The sequence below is a fragment of the Nonomuraea angiospora genome, assembly GCF_014873145.1.
Classification (GTDB): Bacteria; Actinomycetota; Actinomycetes; order Streptosporangiales; family Streptosporangiaceae; genus Nonomuraea; species Nonomuraea angiospora.
On record NZ_JADBEK010000001.1, the window covers coordinates 924,991 to 945,386 of the forward strand.

At 69.7% G+C, this 20,396-nt stretch carries 17 protein-coding genes and 1 pseudogene; 10 read left to right on the plus strand and 8 right to left on the minus strand.

Annotation, left to right across the window (positions count from 1 at the left end; genetic code table 11):
* Positions 1-40: 40 nt before the first annotated feature.
* From H4W80_RS04190 to H4W80_RS64365, 4 genes and pseudogenes are all read left to right on the plus strand, one after another.
* Positions 41-781 (plus strand): SDR family NAD(P)-dependent oxidoreductase, encoded by a 741-nt coding sequence (locus H4W80_RS04190; protein ID WP_192783854.1) that lies wholly within the window; start codon positions 41-43, stop codon positions 779-781.
* A 40-nt stretch (positions 782-821) separates the two neighbouring features.
* A complete protein-coding gene (locus H4W80_RS04195; RefSeq protein ID WP_192783855.1) occupies positions 822-1,214 on the plus strand; it encodes an ester cyclase in 393 nt (130 codons plus the stop codon).
* 81 nt (positions 1,215-1,295) lie between these two features.
* Positions 1,296-1,982 (plus strand): SDR family NAD(P)-dependent oxidoreductase, encoded by a 687-nt coding sequence (locus tag H4W80_RS04200; protein WP_192783856.1) that lies wholly within the window; start codon positions 1,296-1,298, stop codon positions 1,980-1,982.
* 83 nt (positions 1,983-2,065) lie between these two features.
* Positions 2,066-2,350: pseudogene (locus tag H4W80_RS64365) on the plus strand (sulfatase-like hydrolase/transferase); the annotation flags it as partial.
* A gap of 21 nt (positions 2,351-2,371) precedes the next feature.
* Here H4W80_RS64365 and H4W80_RS62415 read toward each other — a convergent pair.
* The 6 genes from H4W80_RS62415 to H4W80_RS04230 form a co-directional block, all read right to left on the minus strand.
* Positions 2,372-2,953, minus strand: coding sequence for an RAD23 family protein (locus tag H4W80_RS62415; protein ID WP_264085959.1), 582 nt, complete (start codon positions 2,951-2,953; stop codon positions 2,372-2,374).
* Positions 2,950-3,657, minus strand: a complete 708-nt coding sequence (locus H4W80_RS04210) for a hypothetical protein (RefSeq protein ID WP_225963227.1) — start codon at positions 3,655-3,657, stop codon at positions 2,950-2,952. The genes H4W80_RS62415 and H4W80_RS04210 overlap by 4 nt, the downstream gene beginning before the upstream one ends.
* Positions 3,654-4,691 (minus strand): COG1470 family protein, encoded by a 1,038-nt coding sequence (locus H4W80_RS04215; protein ID WP_192783858.1) that lies wholly within the window; start codon positions 4,689-4,691, stop codon positions 3,654-3,656. The genes H4W80_RS04210 and H4W80_RS04215 overlap by 4 nt, the downstream gene beginning before the upstream one ends.
* A gap of 98 nt (positions 4,692-4,789) precedes the next feature.
* Entirely contained in the window at positions 4,790-5,425 is a 636-nt protein-coding gene (locus H4W80_RS04220; RefSeq protein WP_225963228.1) for a hypothetical protein, read from the minus strand.
* Positions 5,426-5,503: 78 nt separating this feature from the next.
* Complete coding sequence (locus tag H4W80_RS04225; protein WP_318786690.1) at positions 5,504-10,657, minus strand: ThuA domain-containing protein; 5,154 nt, start codon at positions 10,655-10,657, stop codon at positions 5,504-5,506.
* 258 nt (positions 10,658-10,915) lie between these two features.
* A complete protein-coding gene (locus H4W80_RS04230) occupies positions 10,916-12,196 on the minus strand; it encodes an ROK family transcriptional regulator (protein ID WP_192783860.1) in 1,281 nt (426 codons plus the stop codon).
* A 242-nt stretch (positions 12,197-12,438) separates the two neighbouring features.
* On the opposite strand from H4W80_RS04230, the gene H4W80_RS04235 reads away from it, so the two are divergent.
* The 6 genes from H4W80_RS04235 to H4W80_RS04255 all read left to right on the plus strand — a co-directional run bounded on the left by H4W80_RS04235 (position 12,439) and on the right by H4W80_RS04255 (position 18,983).
* A complete protein-coding gene (locus tag H4W80_RS04235) occupies positions 12,439-13,761 on the plus strand; it encodes an ROK family transcriptional regulator (protein ID WP_318786691.1) in 1,323 nt (440 codons plus the stop codon).
* 432 nt (positions 13,762-14,193) lie between these two features.
* A complete protein-coding gene (locus H4W80_RS04240; RefSeq protein WP_192793265.1) occupies positions 14,194-15,747 on the plus strand; it encodes a sugar ABC transporter ATP-binding protein in 1,554 nt (517 codons plus the stop codon).
* Positions 15,734-16,744: an ABC transporter permease gene (locus H4W80_RS04245; protein ID WP_192783861.1), complete on the plus strand. Its 1,011-nt coding sequence runs from the start codon at positions 15,734-15,736 to the stop codon at positions 16,742-16,744. Before H4W80_RS04240 ends, H4W80_RS04245 begins: the two co-directional genes overlap by 14 nt.
* Positions 16,745-16,792: 48 nt before the next feature.
* Positions 16,793-17,854: an ABC transporter substrate-binding protein gene (locus H4W80_RS04250; protein WP_192783862.1), complete on the plus strand. Its 1,062-nt coding sequence runs from the start codon at positions 16,793-16,795 to the stop codon at positions 17,852-17,854.
* The gene (locus tag H4W80_RS62420; RefSeq protein ID WP_264085960.1) at positions 17,851-17,979 is read left to right on the plus strand and encodes a hypothetical protein; all 129 of its coding nucleotides are present in this window, start codon (positions 17,851-17,853) and stop codon (positions 17,977-17,979) included. The genes H4W80_RS04250 and H4W80_RS62420 overlap by 4 nt, the downstream gene beginning before the upstream one ends.
* A complete protein-coding gene (locus tag H4W80_RS04255) occupies positions 17,976-18,983 on the plus strand; it encodes a sugar phosphate isomerase/epimerase family protein (RefSeq protein WP_192783863.1) in 1,008 nt (335 codons plus the stop codon). The genes H4W80_RS62420 and H4W80_RS04255 overlap by 4 nt, the downstream gene beginning before the upstream one ends.
* A gap of 116 nt (positions 18,984-19,099) precedes the next feature.
* Here H4W80_RS04255 and H4W80_RS04260 read toward each other — a convergent pair whose 3' ends face one another.
* Complete coding sequence (locus tag H4W80_RS04260; protein WP_192783864.1) at positions 19,100-19,381, minus strand: YciI family protein; 282 nt, start codon at positions 19,379-19,381, stop codon at positions 19,100-19,102.
* 105 nt (positions 19,382-19,486) lie between these two features.
* Complete coding sequence (locus tag H4W80_RS04265) at positions 19,487-20,395, minus strand: amidohydrolase family protein (protein ID WP_192783865.1); 909 nt, start codon at positions 20,393-20,395, stop codon at positions 19,487-19,489.
* Between the last annotated feature and the right edge of the window lies 1 nt (position 20,396).

Sequence of the window (20,396 nt, forward strand, 5' to 3'; positions counted from 1 at the left end):
CTTCTGTAGCGATCGCTGCAAAAATCGAAGGGGCATCGACGTGGGACTGCTCGACGGCAAGACCGCTCTCGTCACCGGAGGTAGCACCGGAATCGGCCTGGCCAGTGCTATGCGGCTGGCGGCCGAGGGCGCGCACGTGTTCATCACCGGCCGGCGCAAGACCGAACTCGACGCGGCCGTCGAAGTGATCGGTTCAGCCGCCACCGCGGTGACCGGCGACATCTCGAACCTGGCCGACCTGGACCGGCTCTACGAGACGATCCGCAGCCGGGGACGGGGCCTGGACGTCCTGTTCGCGAATGCCTCCGTCGCCGCGCTCGTGCCGCTCGAGCGGGTCACCGAGGAGCACTTCGACACCCTGTTCGGTATCAACGTCCGGGGCATGCTGTTCACCGTTCAGAAGGCGCTGCCGCTGCTCAACGACGGCGCCTCGGTGATCTTGAACGGCTCCACCAACGTGGACGTCGGCGATGAGGGGCTCGGCGTGTACGCGGCCACCAAGGCCGCCACCCGGCAGTTCTCCCGGACCTGGGCCAACGAGCTCAAGGGCCGCGGCATCCGGGTCAACACCGTCACGCCCGGCCCGACCGATACCCCTGCCTTGAGAGGGCTCACCCCCGACCCGGAGCGGTTCGAGCGGCACCTGGCTGCGCGTGTGCCGCTGGGACGGCTCGGGCGCCCGGAGGAGATCGCCGCCGCCGTGATCTTCCTCGCCAGTGAGCAGAGCAGTTTCATCACCGGGTCCAGCCTGTACGTCGACGGCGGCCTGAACCAGATCTGACGGGCGAACCTCAAGGGCTGCCATGCAGAAAGGTCATCTCATGTCCGACAGCGATCTACGCGCGTTCTACCTGCGCTACCTCCAGGAGCTCAACGCCCACAGGTTCGATGGCATGGACGAGTTCATCAACGATCAGACCACGTTGAACGGTGAGCCGGCCACCCGGGACGACATCATCGCGGTTCAGAAGGCCGACGTGGACGCGGTTCCGGACCTGCGCTGGGAGCTCAAGGAACTGCTCTTCGACGGTGACCGTCTGGCTGCGCGTCTGGTCAACACGGGCACCCCGGTGAAGGAGTGGCTCGGTGTGGCTCCCACCGGCGCCTCGTTCGAAATCGTCGAGTACGCCATCTACCAGGTCCGCGACGGCCGGTTCGTGCGCATGACGGCCCTGCACGACGCCGGCGAACTACTCCGGCAGCTCACCGGCTGACCTCCGCGATCGGCGCCAGGGAACCCGGACGCCCGCAGATGTCCGAGGGATGCTCGGGCCACGAACGTCGAAAGGAAAAGCATGACCATCACACTGATCACCGGGGCCAACAAGGGCATCGGCTTCGAGACGGCCAGACAGCTTCTGGAGTTGGGCCACGTCGTCTACATCGGCGCGCGTGACGTCGAGCGAGGCGAGAAGGCCGCGGCAGCACTCGGCGCACGATTCGTGCAACTCGATGTGACCGACGACGCATCGGTCAGCAGCGCGCTGGCGACGATCGACGCGGCCCAGGGCCGGCTCGACGTTCTGGTGCACAACGCGGGCATCTTGGGAGAGGGAGCCATCGACGGTCCCAAGGCTCTGCGTGTGTTCGACACCAACGCGGTGGGAATCGTGCGCGTCACGGAGGCGGCGCTTCCCCTGCTACGCAGATCATCGAACCCCAACGTGGTCACCGTTTCGAGCAGCGCCGGGTCGTTCTGGGCAGTGAACAACCCCGACCGGCCGGAGTTCCACCTGCCCCTGGCGCTTTACTCCGCGTCCAAGGCAGCGGCCACCATGCTCACGGTTCAGTACGCCAAGGCCCATCCTGGCATCAAGTTCAATGCGCTCGAGCCCGGCACCACCGCCACCGACATGACCGCGGCCTTCGGGATCGGAAGGTCACCGGAGGAGAGCGCCAGGACCGTCGTGCGCCTGGCAACCCTCGGCGCGGACGGTCCGACGGGAACGTTCCAGGACGAGAGCGGGGAATTGCGCTGGTAGGCGCGTGAAAACGACCCACAGGCAGCGCGACCGCGCTGCCTGTGGGACCAGATACAGGCGCCGCAACGCCACGAACGACGATGATGCCGACGGTGCGAACGCCGCGGCTGGACGCGCTGGCGGCCTCGGGCGCCTTGCTGACCCAGTGGTACTCGAACTCGCCGGTCTGTTCGCCGTCCCGGGCGGCCCTGCTGAGCGGGCGATATCCGGGAAACGCGGGCGTACGGTCGATCGTGCAGGGGTATCGGACCACGCCGGGCCTGACCCAGGACGTGCCGACGCTCGCGAGCGCGCTGCGGGAGGTCGGCTACCACACCGAACTGGTCGGCAAGTGGCACCTGGGCCTCACCCCGGAATCCCGGCCGGAGGCCCACGGCTTCCGGCCGAATTCAGCGGCGGAGACCCATGCGATGCCGCCAGGCGAGGGCGATCCAGGCCGCGAGGGCGACGAGCGCCACGAGGACGATGACGCCGATCTTGAGGGGAGTGCCCATCGCACCTTGGTCGTCCATCACGGTCGCCGGCGCGGCGGCTTTGCTCCGCGCGGGCGCCGTCGCCTGGCCCGTTGCGGGGGCGGTCGCCGCCACGGGGGAGGGGGCGATAACGCCCGCCTTCACCTTCACCGTCGCCTTCGCCTTGGAGGGCTCGGTCGCGGTCACGGTGACCCGCCACTCGCCGCTCGGCAGCGGCTCGGCCGAGTGGTAGAGGTTCTGGCCCTCGGGCGCCGACCTGAGCGGCACCGGCCCGAAGGAACGGCCGTCTGCCGAGGTCGCCTTCAGCGTGGCCTCGACGATCTCCGTCACGGGATGGCCGTCCTTCTTGTACGTGACCAGCACGTTGACGTTGTCGGCGCCGTCTCCCGTCACCTCCAGCTCGATCGGCCCGCCGTGGGCGGAGGCCGCCGGTGCGCCGAGCACCAGCATGAGCCCGGCCAGCAGGACGGTGAGGACGTGTGCCGTTGCCTTGTTCACGAGTCGTGGCTCCCCTCGGGTTCGGTGTCGGGGGTGAGCGCCCCTTCGCCGGGTGATGTCGGTAGGAACACGTGCTGGTGGCCGTAGCCCGCGTCGACGTTCACGGCGTCGAGAGCGGTGGCCCCGATCGACCAGGTGAAGAGCGCGTCGGCGCGTTGCCGTACGGCCAGGTCCATGGCGGCGGCGCGGGCCGGTCCTGTCAGACCCCGCGCGGCCGCGTAGGTGTCGACGGTCGTGGCGAGCTGCCGTGCGGCGGAGGCGAGACTCGACCGCGCCACGTTGGTGGCGGTCTCACCGGACGGCGGGTCGGCGAAGCCCTGGACGGCCGCGGCGGCCGCCTGCTGCCAGGTCTCGACGTCGGCGGCGGTCACCGCGACGGGCCCCGCTGTGCCGTCGGACGGCATGGCCCGGCTCAGCCCGTCGAGCACGGGCAGGAGCCGGGCCCGCGTGCCGCGGGCCAGCTCCGTCAGGGTCTTGATCTGCGTTCTGTCGCGGAGGGCGGACTCGGCACGGAGACGGTCGGCCGTCCGCTCGATCGAGTCAGGCCGGGTCAGCGCGAACACCACACCGCCGGCGACGATCGCGCCGAGCGCGAACGCGACCGCGAGGGCGAGCAGGCGGGCCCACGCCGCACCCTGTGCGGGGGCCGGTTGCCTGGGTCGGTTGATGGTCGCCTCCTGAGGGCGGATGTCGATGGCGCTCACGCCTCCTGAGGCGTGCCCTTGCCGTGGAGCATGATCAGCTTCTTGATGCGCCTGCGGCGCCAGGCGGCGACCAGCCGGATGGCGAAGGGGGCGAGGACGAGGAGGACGAGGAGGGCGAGCTGCGGCCACGGCAGGGCCCAGACCGTGGTGCCGACCGCCATCCGCTGGGCGGTGACACCCGGGATCGGCCGGCCCGCGGGCGAGGGGATCACCGTGACCGTCGTGCCGATGGGCCCCAGCGGCCAGGCGCCGGCCACCCGTGCGACGAACGTGCGGCTGCCGCCCGGCATGAGCTCCCTGGTCTTGGCCGCGGACGGGTCACTCCAGTTGTTCTCGCCCACGAACGTGGACGTCAGGACCCGGTTGTCCGCGACCAGCCGGACGTTGCCGGCGTTGGCCACGGTATAGGTCACCTCGACGGATCCGGCGGCGAAGGGATTCCACGATCCCGTGTACTCGGCTCGCACGCCGGTTACCGCCACCTTGGCCACATAGTCGCCGGTGACGCGGATGTTCAAGCGGACGCCCACCCGGTTCTGGACCCGTACCTGACCGGAGACGGTCTCCAGGGACGCGGTCACACCCGCGGGGTGATCGCCCGGCGTCGCGTTCTGGGGGATCGACACCGTCACCGGCACGACGGAGGTGGCCCCGGCGGCGATGGTCACCTTCTCGGGAACCGCTATCCAGGAGCCGCCGTCGGCCGGTTTCGCGTCCGAGGGCCGCATGTCGAAGTAGCCCTTGGAGGTCAGGTAGCCGTCGTTGGCGTCGATCGTGAAGTCGACCGGCTGAGTCGATCGGTTGATGACCGCCACATGCTCGACCGCCTGCTGCCCGCCGGCGAGTTCGAGGTCGATGACGCTGCGGCCGTCAGGGCCGTCGGCGTTGGCCGGAACGACCGACCAGGTGGTGTCGGCGTCGGACGGGGGCGCGAACGCGACCGTGGTGACCAGGACGGCGACCAGCAGGGCAACGCCGGCAGCGGGTAAGGCGGCGAGGCGGGCGAGGGCGCCTCGCGAACGGCTTGTGGTCAACAGAGGTGTCTCCAGTCTCATCGTGGTCGTCCGGGACCTGCGCCAGGCCGGCACAGGTCCCGGACGACCACAGCGGGCGATGGCGTCCTGCCTCCGGTTCAGGACTGGTTGAAGAGGGAGAGCGTCAGAGTCGAGTGGTACTCGCCGGCGGCCACGTCGGCGGGAGTACGCAGTGCGAGGCCGGCGTTGACCTGCCAGGTGCCGATCTCGTCGGCGGAGTTCGCCGTCGACACCAGCAGCTCCTGACCCTGCAGACCGACGGCGGGCGCTCCCGAGCCGTCTGAGATGACACTGGAGACGGGCTCACCGGCCTCCACCGCCCCGGAGGAGGAGTCGCTCAGCAGGCGCGGCCGCCAGCCCAGGTACTGCGGGCCGATGGGCGGCGCCGAACCGCTCGTCACGGTGAACTCGCTGGCCTGGCCGACGACCGCCCAGAAGTCACCGGCGGGGATCTCCTCGGGCCGGCGGCTGTCCGTCACCGTGACCGTCGGCAGGGTGCCGACGAACTGGCGGGCGGCGGCGTTGGAGCCGTCCTCCCGCAGGGCCACTCCGCCGTTGTCGGCGACGGTCATGGACACCTCACCGGGAGTGGTGTTCGGCTCGATCGTCACCGACACGTCGATGCCGTTGCCGGGGTCGTCGTCCGCCACCGCGGGACCGGCCACGCCGGCGCCGGCGGTGGCGAGCGCGACACCGAGCATCGCCGTGGCGAGTATCTGTGCAGTCCTGTTCATTCTCATGTGTTTCGCTCCATTGAGGGGGTGGGGCCGGTCGGCTGCTCGGCCGGCCGGCCCCGGTTCTGCTGTCGGCGGTCAGCGGCAGCTGAGCGCCGGGTAGGCGGCGTCGTACGACGAGGTGACCTGCTCGCCGCCGATCGTCGCGGTCCCCTTCACGGTCACCGTGCCCGCGTCGATCTGCCCGGCCCGGCTGTTGAAGGACTGGTACGCCTGCTTGCCCGGGGCCACGTCGGCCACGGTCTTCGAACCGAACGGGGTGGTCAGCGTCACCGTCGCCGGCACGTCCGAGCCGTTGACGGCCGTGACCGCCACGTACGCCGAGGTGCCGATGCAGCGGGACGAGGCGGAGACCGTCAGCTTGACCTGCGGCGCGGACGCCGAGATCGTCAGCGTCAGCGTCTTGGCCTCTTCGACGTTGCCCGCCTTGTCGGCCGAGCGGTACTTCAGCTCGTGCTGCCCGTCGCCGGTCACGGTGACCGGCCCGGTGTAGGCGGTCCAGGCGCCGCCGTCGAGCTGGTACTCGGTCTTGTCGACCCCGCTGCCGCCGTCCTCGTCGGCGGCCTTCAGCGTGACCGACACCGGACCGGTGAACGTGCCGCCCGCCGGCTGCTCCGGATCGGTCGTCGCCGTCGTCACGGGCGCGGTCCTGTCCCCGCCCGAGCCTGCCTTGGTCAGGTGGAAGTAGTCGAACGTGACCGTCTTCGACGCCGACTGGCTGGTGCCGATGGTGTACACGCCGACCTTCGCGCCGGTGGCCACCGCGGCGTTCTCCACCGTCGCGGAGAGATCCGTCCAGGTCTGGCCGTCGGAGGAGTAGGAGCCGGTGAAGGTGGTGGCCGCCTTCTTCAGCCGCAGCCACCACACGCCGCCGGTGAGGTTGTTCACCTGCGGCTGCGGGTTCTGCACGGTGCCGCCGACCTCGCTGCGCAGTTCGATGCCCCGAGCCACCGTCGAGCCTGCCGCGTTGGTGGTGAGGAAGTCGAGCTTCACGTAGTCGTCGTCGCCGGTGTACACCATCAGGCCGCCCTGCTGGTACTGCTCGTTGAGCGCAGAGGCGTCCACCTTGGTCTCCAGCGTCCAGTCGCCGCTCGGCGCCGTCTGCAGGATGAAGTTCTTCGGGCCGCTGTTGCCGGTCCCGTAGATGTCACCGGTCGTGGTGTCGAGCTCCAGCCTGCCGTTGCCGACGCGCGCCGCCGTGGCGTCGGGGCGCACGACCGCGTTCCAGCGGCAGGAGTCGAGCGCGGTGCCGTCGAACTCGTCGTCCGGGTCCGGCGCCGTCGCCTTGTCGTCCGGCGTGATGTGGAACCAGTCGAAGGACGCGTCCACCACCGGGTGGTTGGCCCCGGCCAGCGAGATCAGGCCGATCTTAGGGTTGGCGATCCCGGCGAGCGGCTTGGTCTGCGGCATCGCGGTGAACGTGGTGCCGTCCGAGGAGTAGTGGGCGGTGATGTTGGTGCCGTCGCTGACGAACCGCACGTACACCGTGTCGGGGTAGGAGTCCCCGAGGTTGGCCGTGTTGCTCTGCGACACTTCGTTCGGGCTGCCGTTCTCCTCCCGGATGAACTGGAAGATGCGGCTGGCGTGGTTGGAACCCGAGGTCGACCGCGCCTGCAGCACCATCTTGGCGTAGTTGTCGTCGTCGCCGTAGATGATCAGGCCCGCCTGCTGGTACGCGTCACGCGCGTCCAGCGTGAGCTTGGCGGTGGCGGTCCACGCACCCGATGGCGCCGGCTGCACGACGATGTTCGGCGTGTTGCCGCCCGTGCTGTAGATGTCGGTGGTCGAGGTCGGGATCACGAGCTTGCCGTCCGCGACCTTGAGGTCCTGGTTCTCCCGGATGACCGACCAGCGGTCACGGTCGAGCTGGCTGCCCAGGAAGTTGTCGGAACGGCCGGCGAAGCACACCGTGGCCGGCGCGTCCACCTTGACCGGGACCTGGGCGGTGGCCGACGCGCCCTTGTCGTCGGTCACGGTCACCACGGCCGTGTAGTTGCCCGGCGCGGTGTAGGTGTAGCTCGCCTCGGCCGTGGTGGGCTCCGGCGCGCCGGTCACCCCGAAGTTCCACTTGTAGGTGATCGGGTCGCCTTCGGGGTCGGTGGCCGTCGCCTTGAAGCCGACCTTCAGCGGGGCGACGCCCGTCGCCGGGGTCGCCGTCGCGGTCACGGCCGGACGCTCGTTGTCCGTGGCGCCCTTGCCGACGAAGTCGACCCAGTTGAAGTTGGCCAGGTAGGCGTTGTCGGCCGCGCTCGCCGGCTTGCGCACGACGAAGTACAGCGGTCCGCTCTCGGTCGGTGGGCCGGCCAGGTCGAGCGTGACGTCGGTGAACGTCTGCCAGCCGCCGGTGGGCGGCACGTCGACCGAGCCGACCAGCGCGCCGGTCTCGGGGTTGCCCGCCCGGACCTGTACGGTTCCGCCGGCCCCGCCCGAGGAGGCCCGGAGCCGGATCGCGGTGACGTTCGACAGGTTCACCGGGTCGAACGACCACCAGTCGCCGTCCTGGACGAACGCGATGTGCTGGTTGCCGCCCTGGGTGTCGGTCGTGGTCTCCGCCTGGACGCCCGCGGCGTCGGTGCCCTTGCCGTCGGCCACCCGGCCGGTCCGCGCGAAGTGCTCGGCCTGCTTGCGCTTGGGCTCCAGGATGATCTGGCCCCGCCCGGTCAGCGGTCCGGCGCCATTGGCGCCCCCGTCGGTGTAGCTGGCCTCGATGGCGTAGAAGAGGTTGTCGTACTCGCCGTGCCCCGCCTGCTGGGTCTGCAGGGTGCCCTCACAGCCCTTGAGCTGGTCGAGCGGATGGCCGTGGCTGTCGTGGCCGAGGATCGCCTGGATCTTGACCTTGTCGCAGTCGATCGTGCCGTCCTCGGCGTCGGTGACGGTGACCTTGAACTTCACCTGGTCGCCGAACTCGAAGAAGGCGCCGTTCGGCGGAACGTCCACCTTGACGGTGGGACGGGTGTTGCCGGCGCTGATCGCCACGCTGGCGGTGGCGGTCTTGCCGTCGGGGGTCCTGACGGTCAGGACCACGCTGTAGTCGCCCCCCTTCTCGTAGGTGAAGGCGGGGTTGGGGTCGGTGGAGTCGGTGTCCCCGTCACCGTCGAGGTCCCAGGCGTAGGTGAGCGTCTTGCCCTCCGGGTCCCGGCTGCCCTCGCTGGAGAACTTGACCGCCAGCGGCAGGGGCCCGTCGGTCTTGTCCGCCGTGGCTCGGGCGATCGGCGGCCGGGTGCCCTTGGTGTACTCGATGCGGTAGATGCCGGAGTCGGCGTTGTCGCCGCCGAAGCCGGAGCCCCACTCGATCATGTAGAGCGCGCCGTCGGGACCGAACTTCATGTCCATCGGCTTCTTGAACGACAGGGAGCCGAGGATCGGGTTCATCTCGACGACCTTGCTGCCGTTCTCGTTGAGCTGGAACGACCACACCTTGTCGTTGTTCCACTCACCGAAGACGGCCTTGCCGTCCCAGTACGCCGGCCACTTCACGTCCGACTGCAGGTTCGGGTCGGAGCGGTAGACCGGGCCGCCCATCGGCGCGCCACCGCTCAGCTCCGGGAAGTTCTGCGGGTCGGCCGCGTAGTGGTACCAGATCGTCGCCGGGATCACCGGCGGCAGGCTGGTCAGGCCGTCGTTGTTCGGCGATTCGTTGACCGGCGCGGCACAGTTGAACGGCGACCCCGACTGCTTGGTGGCGAAGTTGTAGTCGACGTACGGGGTGTTGTTGCCGATGCAGTACGGCCAGCCGAGGTTGCCGGGCTTCGTGACGAGGTTCCACTCGACCGTGTTCTGCGGACCCCGGGTGGAGCTCGCCGCGTTCGCGTCGGGACCGTACTCGCCGAGCATGACGTTGCCCGTCTTGGGGTCGAGACCCATGCGGAACGGATTGCGCAGGCCCATGCCGTAGATCTCCGGCTTGGTCTTCGCCGTGCCCGGCGCGAACAGGTTGCCGGACGGGATGGTGTAGGTGCCGTCGGCCTCGGGGTGGATCCGCAGCAGCTTGCCGCTCAGGCTGTTGGTGTTGCCGGCGGTACGCTGGGCGTCCCAGTTGGCGCGGCCGGACTGCTCGTCGATCGGCGCGTAGCCGTCGGAGGCGAACGGGTTGGTGTTGTCGCCCGTGCCCAGCCACAGATTGCCGGTCTTGGGGTCGATCACCATGCCGCCGCCGTGGTGGCAGCACTCGGCCCGCTGCACCGGGACGTCGAGGATCTTCTTCTCGCTCGACAGGTCCAGGGTGTCACCGGTGACGGTGAACCTGCTCAGCCGGTCGACGTTCGTCCCGGTGGGCGAGTAGTAGAGATACACCCAGTGGTTCGAGTCGAATCCGGGGTCGAGCGCCATGCCGAGCAGGCCGCTCTCGTTGGCGGTGAAGACGCTCAGCTTCGCCGCCGTCACCGTGCCGCCGGCCGGCTTGATGATCTTGACCTCGCCGAGCCGGTCGATGTAGAAGACCCGGCCGTCCTTGGCGACGTCCACCATCATCGGGTTCGACGTGTTGTCGTCGAGGGTGACCTTCTCGAAGCTGGAGCTCTGCGAGGCCGAGCAGTCGGCCTTGACCGCGCCGGCGGCGGTCTGGATGCCGCCGAGCAGCAGCTTCAGGAAGTTGGGCTCGCTGTAGTTCTCCTTGAGGTGGCCGAGCCCGGTGTACCACGAACGGCCGCCGTCGAAGTCCTGACACCACGTGTTCGGGTGGTCGGCGCCCATCGTGGCGCCGGTGTAGGACTTCTCGTCCATCGACGTCAGCACGTGAACCGTGCCACGCGGGTTCGCCTGGTAGTCGTACCATTCGTCGGTACGGGTCCAGGTCGTCGGGAGGTCCTTGGTCGCCGGGTGCGCCGGGTCCTCGACCTTGACCGTGGCCTGCTGGATCGCCGGGTGCTGCTTGAAGTACGCCCCGACCAGCTTGCCGTACCAGGCCCAGTTGTAGCCGCTGTCGGCGGCGGCGTGGACGCCCACGAAGCCGCCGCCGCCCTGGATGTAGCGCTGGAAGGCGTCCTTCTGCGCCTGCGTGCCCAGCGGGTCACCGGTCGTGGACATGAAGACCACGGCCTGGTACTGCGCCAGGTTCTGGTCTGTGAACAGGGCGCTGTCCTCGGTCGTGTCGACCGCGAAGTTGTTGTCCTGGCCGAGCTTCTGCACGGCCGCGATGCCTTCGGGGATCGAGTCGTGCCGGAATCCGGTCGTCTTCGAGAAGACGAGCACCTTGAAGGCGGGCTCCGCCGCCGTGGCGGCCTCGGCGCTCACGGGCGCCGCAAGGAGCGTGAGGAAAGGGGCGACGAGGGCTAAGGCCATCGTGGTGGCGGTTCGACGTCTCGGACGTCGTCCGCCTGCTGGCAGGACCGCGTTGAGCAGCCTGGCCCACGTTCGAGGACGTGGTGACATGGAAAACCCTTCCTGACCGGGGGGACGTCAGGCAAGGCGCGCGCCGCCGCGCTGTTGCCACTTGGTGGTAGCGGATGGTGCGGGTTGCTGGAGGGTGCCGTCTCCAGGTCTGTGGGGCCGTCAGTAAGGTGCCGGCCTGCGGAGTGAATCCAAGATCGTCGTCGGATCGTCGATGATGTGGTTGACCACCATGCTCGCGGCGCCGCGGGAGGCGGCGCCGAAGCCGAGCGTGGAGGCGACGAATCGGCACTGGGCGGCGGGAGCGGCCACCACGAGCCGTTGCAGCTGATCCTGTGCGTGCGGCAGCAGCCACTGGGCCAGTGAGGCGAAGTAGCCGCCGATGACGATCACCCGCGGGTTGAACAGGTTGGCCAGGATCGAGCCGCCGAGCCCGAGCCACTCGCCGACCTGCGCCACCGCCGTCATCATCCGCCGGTCGCCCGAGGCCAGGCCCTGGGCGATGTCGGCCACCCGCTCGCCGGGATCGGGCACCGGCATGCCGGGCAACCCGTACGCCTGTTCGGGCATGGCCGCGCGTACGAGCGCGGCCAGGCCGACCTTGGTCTCCCAGCAGCCGATGCGGCCACAGCCGCATCGGTCGCCGTTGGGGTCGACCCGCAGATGCCCGACCTCGCCGGAGAACCCGTCCGCTCCGCGCAGAAGTTCGCCGCCTGAGATGATGCCGCCGCCCACGCCCACCTCTCCGGTGAGATAGACCAGGTGGGGCGTGCCGGCGGCGACGCCGGAGGTGTATTCGGCCAGGGCGGCGAGGTTCGCGTCGTTGTCCACCCACACCGGCACGCTCCGCGGGCCGAGTATGGAGCTCAGCTGCTCGGCCAGGGGCAGGTCGCGCCAGTGGAGGTTCGGTGCGAGTGTCACGACGCCGCGTGTCACGTCCACGAGTCCGGGGACGGCCACCGCGATGCCGGTCGGGACCGCTCCGGCCCGCCGCATCGCCTCCACGGCCTCCTTGGCCACGAGCCCGAGCCGGCGTACGGCGCTGTCCGGGCCGCTGCCCATCGCGTCGTGGACCACCCGGCGCTCGACCAGGCTCCGGCCGCTCAGGTCGGTGCCGTGGACCGCGATGTAGTCGACGTTGATCTCCATGCCCAGGGCGCCGACGTGCGCGCCGTGCAGCGCCACCGCCCGTCTGGGACGCCCGATCGCGCCCACGTGCTCGACACCGACCTCCCGCACCAGCCGCCGTTCCAGGAGCTCGGCCATGAGGTTGGAGACGGTGGCCCGGTGCAGCCCGGTCGCCTGCGCGATCTCGGCACGGGACAGGGACGTGTGCTCGCGCAGCTCGCGCAGCACCAGCGAGAGGTTCGCCCGGCGCAGCGTGGCGGGACCCGTCGGCGCGGCGCCGCCAGGGGGGCGGGAGCGGGACGGTCTGTACGTCACCGGCACCACCTGCCCCTTTGTTTGTCTCCGAGATCAATTAATCAGGGTTGTAACACGGCGATGTCCGACCACGCACCCCTCAAGTCCGTAACGAGTTGGCATCGCTCACTTCCGTGCAGTTCCGCCACGTGTTTCGCTCCAGTTACCGGAACGTTATGGAAGTTACGAACGATTTAATACTTGTGCCCGCCGGAAGTCGTGCCTTTAATTCGGCTAGCCATCTGAACTAATCGAGGAGGAGCGTGGACCACAGCCGGGCCGACGGCCACGCGACCGACTCGATGAGTCGCGGCGGGTCCGCGGGAGTTCCCGCGGATCAGGCCACCGTGCGCCGTTCCAACCTCGCCCTCGTGCTGCGTCACGTCAGCGCGTGCGGCCCGTGCACCCGATCGGCCGTCGCCGCCGCGACCGGGCTGAACAAGGCGACCGTCACCAGTCTGGTGAGCGAGCTGCAGGCGCGCGGACTGGTCAAGGAGATGGGGCCGCAGCACGCCGGCTCCGTCGGCCGCCCGGGCGTCGCGCTCGCCCTGGACGGCTCCCGGGTCGGCGCCCTCGGCATGGAAGTCAACGTCGACTACATCGCCGCGATCGCCACCGACCTGGCCGGCAGGGTGATCATCGACCGGCGCATCGGTTTCGACGCCATGGGCTCCAGCCCGGAACGCTCGCTGGACGAGCTGGCCCGCATGGCCGAGAGGACCGTCGCCGACCTCGACCGGCTCGGGATCACGCCGGCCGGGATCATCGTGGCCGTCCCCGGCCTGATCGACGCCACCACCGGCACCGTCGTCGTCGCCCCGAACCTCGGCTGGCGCGGGGTGGCGGTGGCGGAGCGGCTGTCCCACGCGAACATCGCCGCGGAGATCCCCGTCGCGGTGGACAACGACGCCAACCTCGCCGCCCTGGCCGAGTACACCTCGGGCGTCGCGGCGGGCACCTCCGATCTGGTCTACCTCACCGGCGAGGTGGGCATCGGCGGCGGCGTCATCGCCGGCGGCCGGCTGCTGGGCGGAGCGGACGGATTCGCGGGGGAGGTCGGCCACGTCGTGATCGATCCCTCCGGCGAGCCGTGCCGCTGCGGCCGGGTCGGCTGCTGGGAGACCAAAGTCGGGCTGGCCGCGCTGGTCCGCATGGCCACACCGGACCGCGCGTACGGCACGGGCCCGCAACTCGTCCGTGACCCGGAGGAGCGGCTGGCCGAGATCGAGCACCGACGGGCCGAAGGAGATCCCCGCGTCGACGCCGCCGCCGTGGAGGTGGGCCGGTGGCTCGGAATCGGCGCGGCCATGCTGGTCAACCTCTTCAACCCACGGGTGATCGTGCTGGGCGGGTACTTCGCGCGACTCGCCGACCTGATCATCCCCGCAGCGCAACAGACGCTGGCACGCCTGGGCATGAGCGACGCCGTCGAGCGCTGCCGGTTCGCCGCCTCCGACCTCGGCTTCGGCGCCGCCTCGCGCGGAGCGGCCGGAGTCGTCGTGGAACGAGCACTGTCCGACCCCACAAGCATCTCGATCCGAACGTCTCCAACCATCGGGGTCATCGAGGGGACCCCGATGGCCTGATCGCCACACCGTCAGCCTGACCCGCGTGCCCGCCACGCGGTCCCGATCTACCGCCCGCTTTCCGAACCTCCCGTCCGCCTGACCGGCCTGTTCCGCACCGCCTCGGCACATCCCGCCCATTTTCGCGTGCCGCGGCCATGGGGCATGCGGGCAGGCGGACGGGAAGCCCCCGTGCCCCTTTTCCCCGTGCCCTTTCCCCATCCAGAACGTCCCGCCCGCCTGATCGGTCACCCGAAGCCGCACCGGCACCGTTGACGCCGACCTCGGTGCCGTTGCGGCGGTGCCAACCGGCGCCGTCAGGCGGGCGGGGCCGTCAGGCGGGCCCATCAGGTGGGCCCATCAGGTGGGCCCATCAGGTGGGGCACGGCCGCACCGTAACCGAGGGAGGCCCCTGTGCCGCGGTCACCATCCGACTCGTCATCGCTGCTCGTGATGCGAGGAATCGTCAAGCAGTTCCCGGGCGTGCGCGCCTTGGACGGCGTGAACCTTGAGGTCAGAGCCGGAGAGGTGCACTGTCTGCTCGGCCAGAACGGCGCCGGGAAGTCCACGCTCATCAAGATCCTGTCCGGTGCCCACGAACCCGACGAGGGCGAGGTGCTGCTCGACGGCTCGCCCGTACGGCTGGCGCCGCCGACCGCGGCGATGGGCCACGGAATCGCCACCATCTACCAGGAACTCGATCTGGTGGACGGGCTGAGCGTGACGGAGAACATCTTCCTCGGCCACGAGATGGCGACCTTCGGGTTCTCCCGCCGGGCCGAGGCCGACCGGGCGACGGCCGAGCTGCTCGCGCGGCTGGGGCACGGCGAGATCCGCCCCCGCACCGAGGTGGGCTCGCTGTCGCCGGCTCACAAGCAGATCGTCAGCATGGCCAGGGCGCTGTCGCACTCGGCCCGGGTGATCATCATGGACGAGCCGTCGGCCGCGCTGGACCACGACGAGGTCGGCAACCTGTTCCGGGTGATCCGTGACCTCACCTCCCAGGGCGTGGCGGTGATCTACATCTCCCACCGGCTGGAGGAGATCCGCGAGATCGGCGACCGGGTCACCGTGCTCAAGGACGGGCGCACGGTCGCGGTGGGGCTGGCGGCCAAGGACACCCCGACCTCGAAGATCGTGGCGCTGATGACCGGCCGCAACGTCGAGTACGTCTTCCCGCCCCGGCCGGGCAGGGGAGCCCACGAGGGGCGGCCCGAGGTGCTGCGGGTGGAGAACCTGACGCTGCCCGGCCGGTTCGCGGACGTGTCGTTCAGCATCAGGACCGGGGAGATCGTCGGCCTGGCGGGCCTGGTCGGCTCCGGCCGCAGCGAGATCATCGAGGCGATCTACGGCGCGCGGCGGGCCGGTGGCCGGGTCGTGCTCGATGGGCGGACGGTGCGGCCGGGCAGCACGACCCGCGCGGTGCGGATGGGCATGGGCCTGGCCCCCGAGGAGCGCAAGGCGCAGGCGTTGCTGCTGGACCACCCCGTCGCGCAGAACATCACGCTGGCGAGCCTGAGCCGCTACACCAGGCCGCGGTGGCTGGGCTGGCTCGACCGCCGGACCGAGTTCGCCGAGGCTGAACGGCTGTCGCAGCTGCTGGACATCCGCCCGCCCGATCCGCGCCGGCCGATCAGGACCTTGTCGGGCGGCAACCAGCAGAAGGCGGTGCTGGGACGCTGGCTGGCCGAGGACCGCAAGCTGCTGCTGCTGGACGAGCCCACGCGCGGGGTGGACGTCGGTGCCAGGGCCGAGCTGTACGCGCTGGTGCGCAAGCTGGCCGACGACGGCATCGGCGTGCTGCTGGTGTCCAGCGAGGTGCCCGAGGTGCTGGGCCTGGCCGACCGCGTGCTGGTCATCCGCGAGGGCCGGATCGTCCATGAGGCGCCGGCCGAGGACCTGGACGAGCACCGGGTGCTCGACCTGGTGATGGTCTCCGCAGGACAGAGACCCGGATCCGATGTGGCACATCCCCCCACCGAAGGAGCATCGCATGACCGAGGTTGATCAGGCCGCGCCGGCAGGTCCGCGATTGAAGGCGGCAGGACCGGGCGGGCGGTTCGGCCGGCTGGGTGAGGTCCGGCATCTGGGGCTGGTCGCGGCGTTGATACTGCTGGCGATCGTGGGATTGGTGACGAGGCCGGAGAACTTCGCCACCTCCTCCAACTTGGTGAGCATCCTGGCGCTGGCCTCGACCATCGGGGTGATCACTGTTGGCATGACGTTCGTGATCACCGGTGGTGGCATCGATCTGTCGGTGGGCGCGCTGATGGCGCTGGCGTCGGTGTGGGCGACCACGCTGGCGACCCAGTCCTACGGGCCGGTCGTGATGATCGTGTGCGCGGTGCTGGTGGGCACCGGCGCGGGCCTGCTGAACGGGATCTTGATCGCCTACGGCCGGATGGTGCCGTTCATCGCGACGCTGGCGATGATGGTGGCCGGGCGCGGCCTGGCGCAGCGGATGTCCAACCAGCGCACACAGCTCGTGCAGCAGGACAACTCGATGATCGTGAGCCTGTCGACCACGCGGGTGCTCGGGCTGCCGCTGCTGGTGTACGTGTTCGCGCTGGTGGTGCTGTTCGGCTGGCTGGTGCTCAACCGCACGACGTTCGGCCGGCGCACCTACGCGGTGGGCGGCAACCCCGAGGCCGCCCGCCTGGCCGGTATCGACGTACGCAAGCACACGCTGCTGTTGTACGCCCTGTCGGGGTTGTGCTGCGGGATCGCCGCGGTGCTGATCATGGCCAGGACCACGACCGGATCGTCCACACACGGCGACCTGTACGAGCTGGACGCGATCGCCGCGGTGATCATCGGCGGGACGCTGCTGAGCGGCGGCCGGGGCACGATCATCGGATCGATCCTCGGTCTGCTGATCTTCACTGTGATCACCAACCTGTTCATCCTGAACGGCCTGAACACCGCCGACCAGCTCATCGCCAAGGGCGCGATCATCGTCGCCGCCGTGCTGCTGCAGCGGCGAAGCCTCAAGACACAAACCTGACACCAGGGCCGGATCGCAAGCCTTCCGGCTTCAGCAAGGAGAGAAGACATGGACAAGAACGTCGCCCGGCGCGGCTTCCTCTTCAGCGGCGCCGCCCTCGGCGCGGGCGCCCTCATCAGCGCCTGCACCAGCAACGAGCCGGTCGCCACCCAGCAGGCGAGCGCGCCCGCCGCCGCACCCGCGGCCGAGGACGGCAACGACGCCCCTGGCGAGAAGGTCGTCATCGGCTTCTCGGCCCCGGCCGCCGACCACGGCTGGATCGCCGCCATCAGCAAGAACGCGGCGGAGGCGGCCAAGCAGTACACCGACATCGAATTCAAGCCGGTCGAGCCGACCAACGACATCAATCAGCAGATCTCGGCGGTGGAGTCGCTGATCCAGGCGAAGGTCAACGTGCTGGTGATCCTGCCCAACGACGGCCAGCAGCTCAACCAGGTCGCCCGGCAGGCCATGGACGCGGGCATCCCGGTGGTCAACGTGGACCGCGTCTTCCCGGACAAGCTGTCCTACCGGGCCTGGATCGGAGGGGACAACTACGGCATGGGTGTGGCCGCCGGGCACCACATCGGCAAGACGCTGAAGGACAAGGGCGTCTCCAACCCGGTCATCCTGGAGATCCAGGGCATCGCCACGCTGCCGCTGACCCAGGACCGCAGCAAGGGCTTCGCCGACGCGCTGAAGACGTACGGCTTCAAGGTGACCGCGCAACAGGACGCCAAGTTCACGGTGGAGTCCGGGACGCAGGTGGCCGCCAACCTGCTCCAGGCGCACAAGAAGATCGACGCGATCTGGAACCACGACGACGACCAGGGCATCGGCGTGCTGGCGGCGATCAAGGAGGCCGGTCGCAACGAGTTCTTCATGGTCGGCGGCGCCGGCTCGGCCAACGCGATGCGTGACATCCAGGCCGACAGCGGCGTGCTGAAGGCCACCGTCACCTATCCGCCCACCATGGCCGCCTCGGCGATCAAGATCGCCCGGCTGATCGCCCAGGGCAAGGGCATGAGCGACCTGCTGGAGCAGCAGGTGCCGCAGTCGATCACCCTGGCTTCCGAGACCATCACCAAGGACAACGCCGCCCAGTACCTGCCTCTCGGGTTCGAGTCATGAGGCCCGCCATCGAGATCGGCATGGCGGCCCCGCACCGTCCTTCGAGGACGGTGCAGCGGGTGCCGGCGGCCGTCGAGCAGAGCGCGGCTGAGGACAGCCGCTTCATCACTGTGGAGGGATCATGACGAGGCCGGTCACGTTGTTCACCGGGCAGTGGGCGGACCTGCCGTTCGAGGAGGTCTGCCGGCTGGCGTCGGAGTGGGGCTACGACGGCCTGGAGATCGCCTGCTGGGGCGACCACTTCGAGGTCGACAGGGCCCTCGCGGACGACTCCTACATCGAACGCAAGAAGGAGACCCTGGCCAAGTACAACCTCGGTGTGTGGACGATCTCCAACCACCTGGTCGGCCAGGCGGTCTGCGACCACCCCATCGACGAGCGCCACAAGGGCATCCTGCCCGCCCGCATCTGGGGCGACGGCGAACCCGAAGGCGTACGGCGGCGTGCCGCCGAAGAGATCAAGAACACCGCCCGCGCGGCGGCCGCGCTCGGCGTCAGGACCGTCGTCGGCTTCACCGGCTCGTCGATCTGGCACACGCTGGCGATGTTCCCGCCGGTGCCCCCGTCGATGATCGAGGCGGGCTACGCCGACTTCGCCGACCGGTGGAACCCGATCCTCGACGTCTTCGACGAGGTCGGGGTGCGCTTCGCCCATGAGGTGCACCCGAGCGAGATCGCCTACGACTACCACACCACGGTGCGGACGCTGGAGGCCGTCGGGCACCGGCCGGCCTTCGGCCTGAACTGGGACCCCTCGCACATGGTGTGGCAGGACCTGGACCCGGCGAACTTCATCCTCGACTTCGCCGACCGGATCTACCACGTGGACTGCAAGGACGCCCGGGTGGCCACCCGCGACGGCCGGCGCGGCCGGCTGGCCTCCCACCTGGCCTGGGCCGACCCCCGGCGTGGCTGGGACTTCGTGTCCACAGGCCGGGGCGACGTGCCGTGGGAGGCGTGCTTCCGCGCGCTCAACCACATCGGCTACGACGGCCCGATCTCCATCGAGTGGGAGGACGCGGGCATGGACCGGCTGCACGGCGCGCCGGAATCCCTCGCCTACATCCGCTCGCTCAACGCCATCACCCCACCGGCCGCCGCCTTCGACGCCGCCTTCTCCTCCGAATGACCCATCACGCCGCGCGGCGGCCGCACAGTGGCGGCCCCGCGCAGCCTCCGGGTGACCGGCACAGGAGAGCTGGTCTTCGGCTGGAAAGGAAGGCCGCGGCGCGGAAGGGGTGAACTCTAGCCGGAGCCGAGCGAGCCGACCGTCACGCGCCACTGGCGCAGCCGGCGATCCCTGGTGACCTGTAGTTGTGTGTACGGGTCCTGGTCGACGAGCGCCTGCGCCGCGGTCTCGTCCTCGGCCTGTAGGACGATCATGCCGGCCGTCAGGTCCGTGTAAGGGCCGGCCGCGACGAGGCTGCCCTGCTCGAAGAGCTTGTTCAGGTGTGCGAGATGGTCCTCGCGGCGCTCCGCTCTCAGCGGGGTGTCGTTGTAGCCGTAGGTCAGGACGAACAGTGCCATGGCGAGATACTCCTTTTCACTTCGATTCCGTTGGCGACCGGGACCGTCTGACGTCACCGGTCGAAGCCCTCCGAGCCCCGCGGCCCGAGGCCCGGCAGTTTCAGGTCAGCCCTCCAGCCCGTACACCCGTCGTGCGTTGCCGGCGAAGATGTCGTGCTGGTCGGCGGGTGGGAGATGAGCCAGTGCGTTCTTCCACGCGTCGACCAGGTGCGGCATCGTGGTCCAGATCTTCTCGACCGGGAAGTTGGTGCCGAACATGGCCCGGCCGGCGCCGAACCAGCCGATCACCTCGTCGGCGACGAAGGAGATGAGGTCGGGATCGACCCGGTGGACGAAGGTGCCCTGCCCGGTGAGCTTGACGACGACGTTCGGGCGCTCGGCCAGCGCGGCCATCCCGGCCCGCCACGGCTCGAGGCACTCCAGCCCGATGAGCATGCCCGCGTGCACCAGGACGAAGGTGACGTCGGGGAAGGCCGCCGCCAGCTCGACCGCATCCGGCATCTGTTCGGGAAAGACCTGCAGCTCGAACAGCCAGCCGTGGTCGGCGAGCGCGCCGATGTTCTTACGGAAGACCGGATCGTTCATACGATCGGGCGCAGTGGCGAACCGGAACTCCGGGCGCTCGTGCCAGTGCAGTTGCTGACGGATCCCCCGGATCAGCGGCGTGAGCGCGGCCTGTCGTCGCATGGTGTCCGGAGCGCTCTCGTCGAACATGTCGGCCGATCCGATGACGGCCATCGGCCGGCCCGTCTCCTGATGAACCTCGTGAAGCCAGCGCACCTCGTCCACAACCCGGTCGAGCGGCCAGTTCGTCTGCACGTAGACCGACTCGCTGATGCCCGCGGCCGTGGCGTCGGCGACGTACTCGTCGATCAGGTAGTCCCGCCTGATCGGCTCGTACGGGCCGAAGATCCGCGGCACCATCGGTCCGGACAGCCAGGGCAGGTCCCCGGCCCGCCAGATGTGGTGGTGCGAGTCGACGATGTCGCCCGAGTAGCGGGTCGCCTCCGGCATG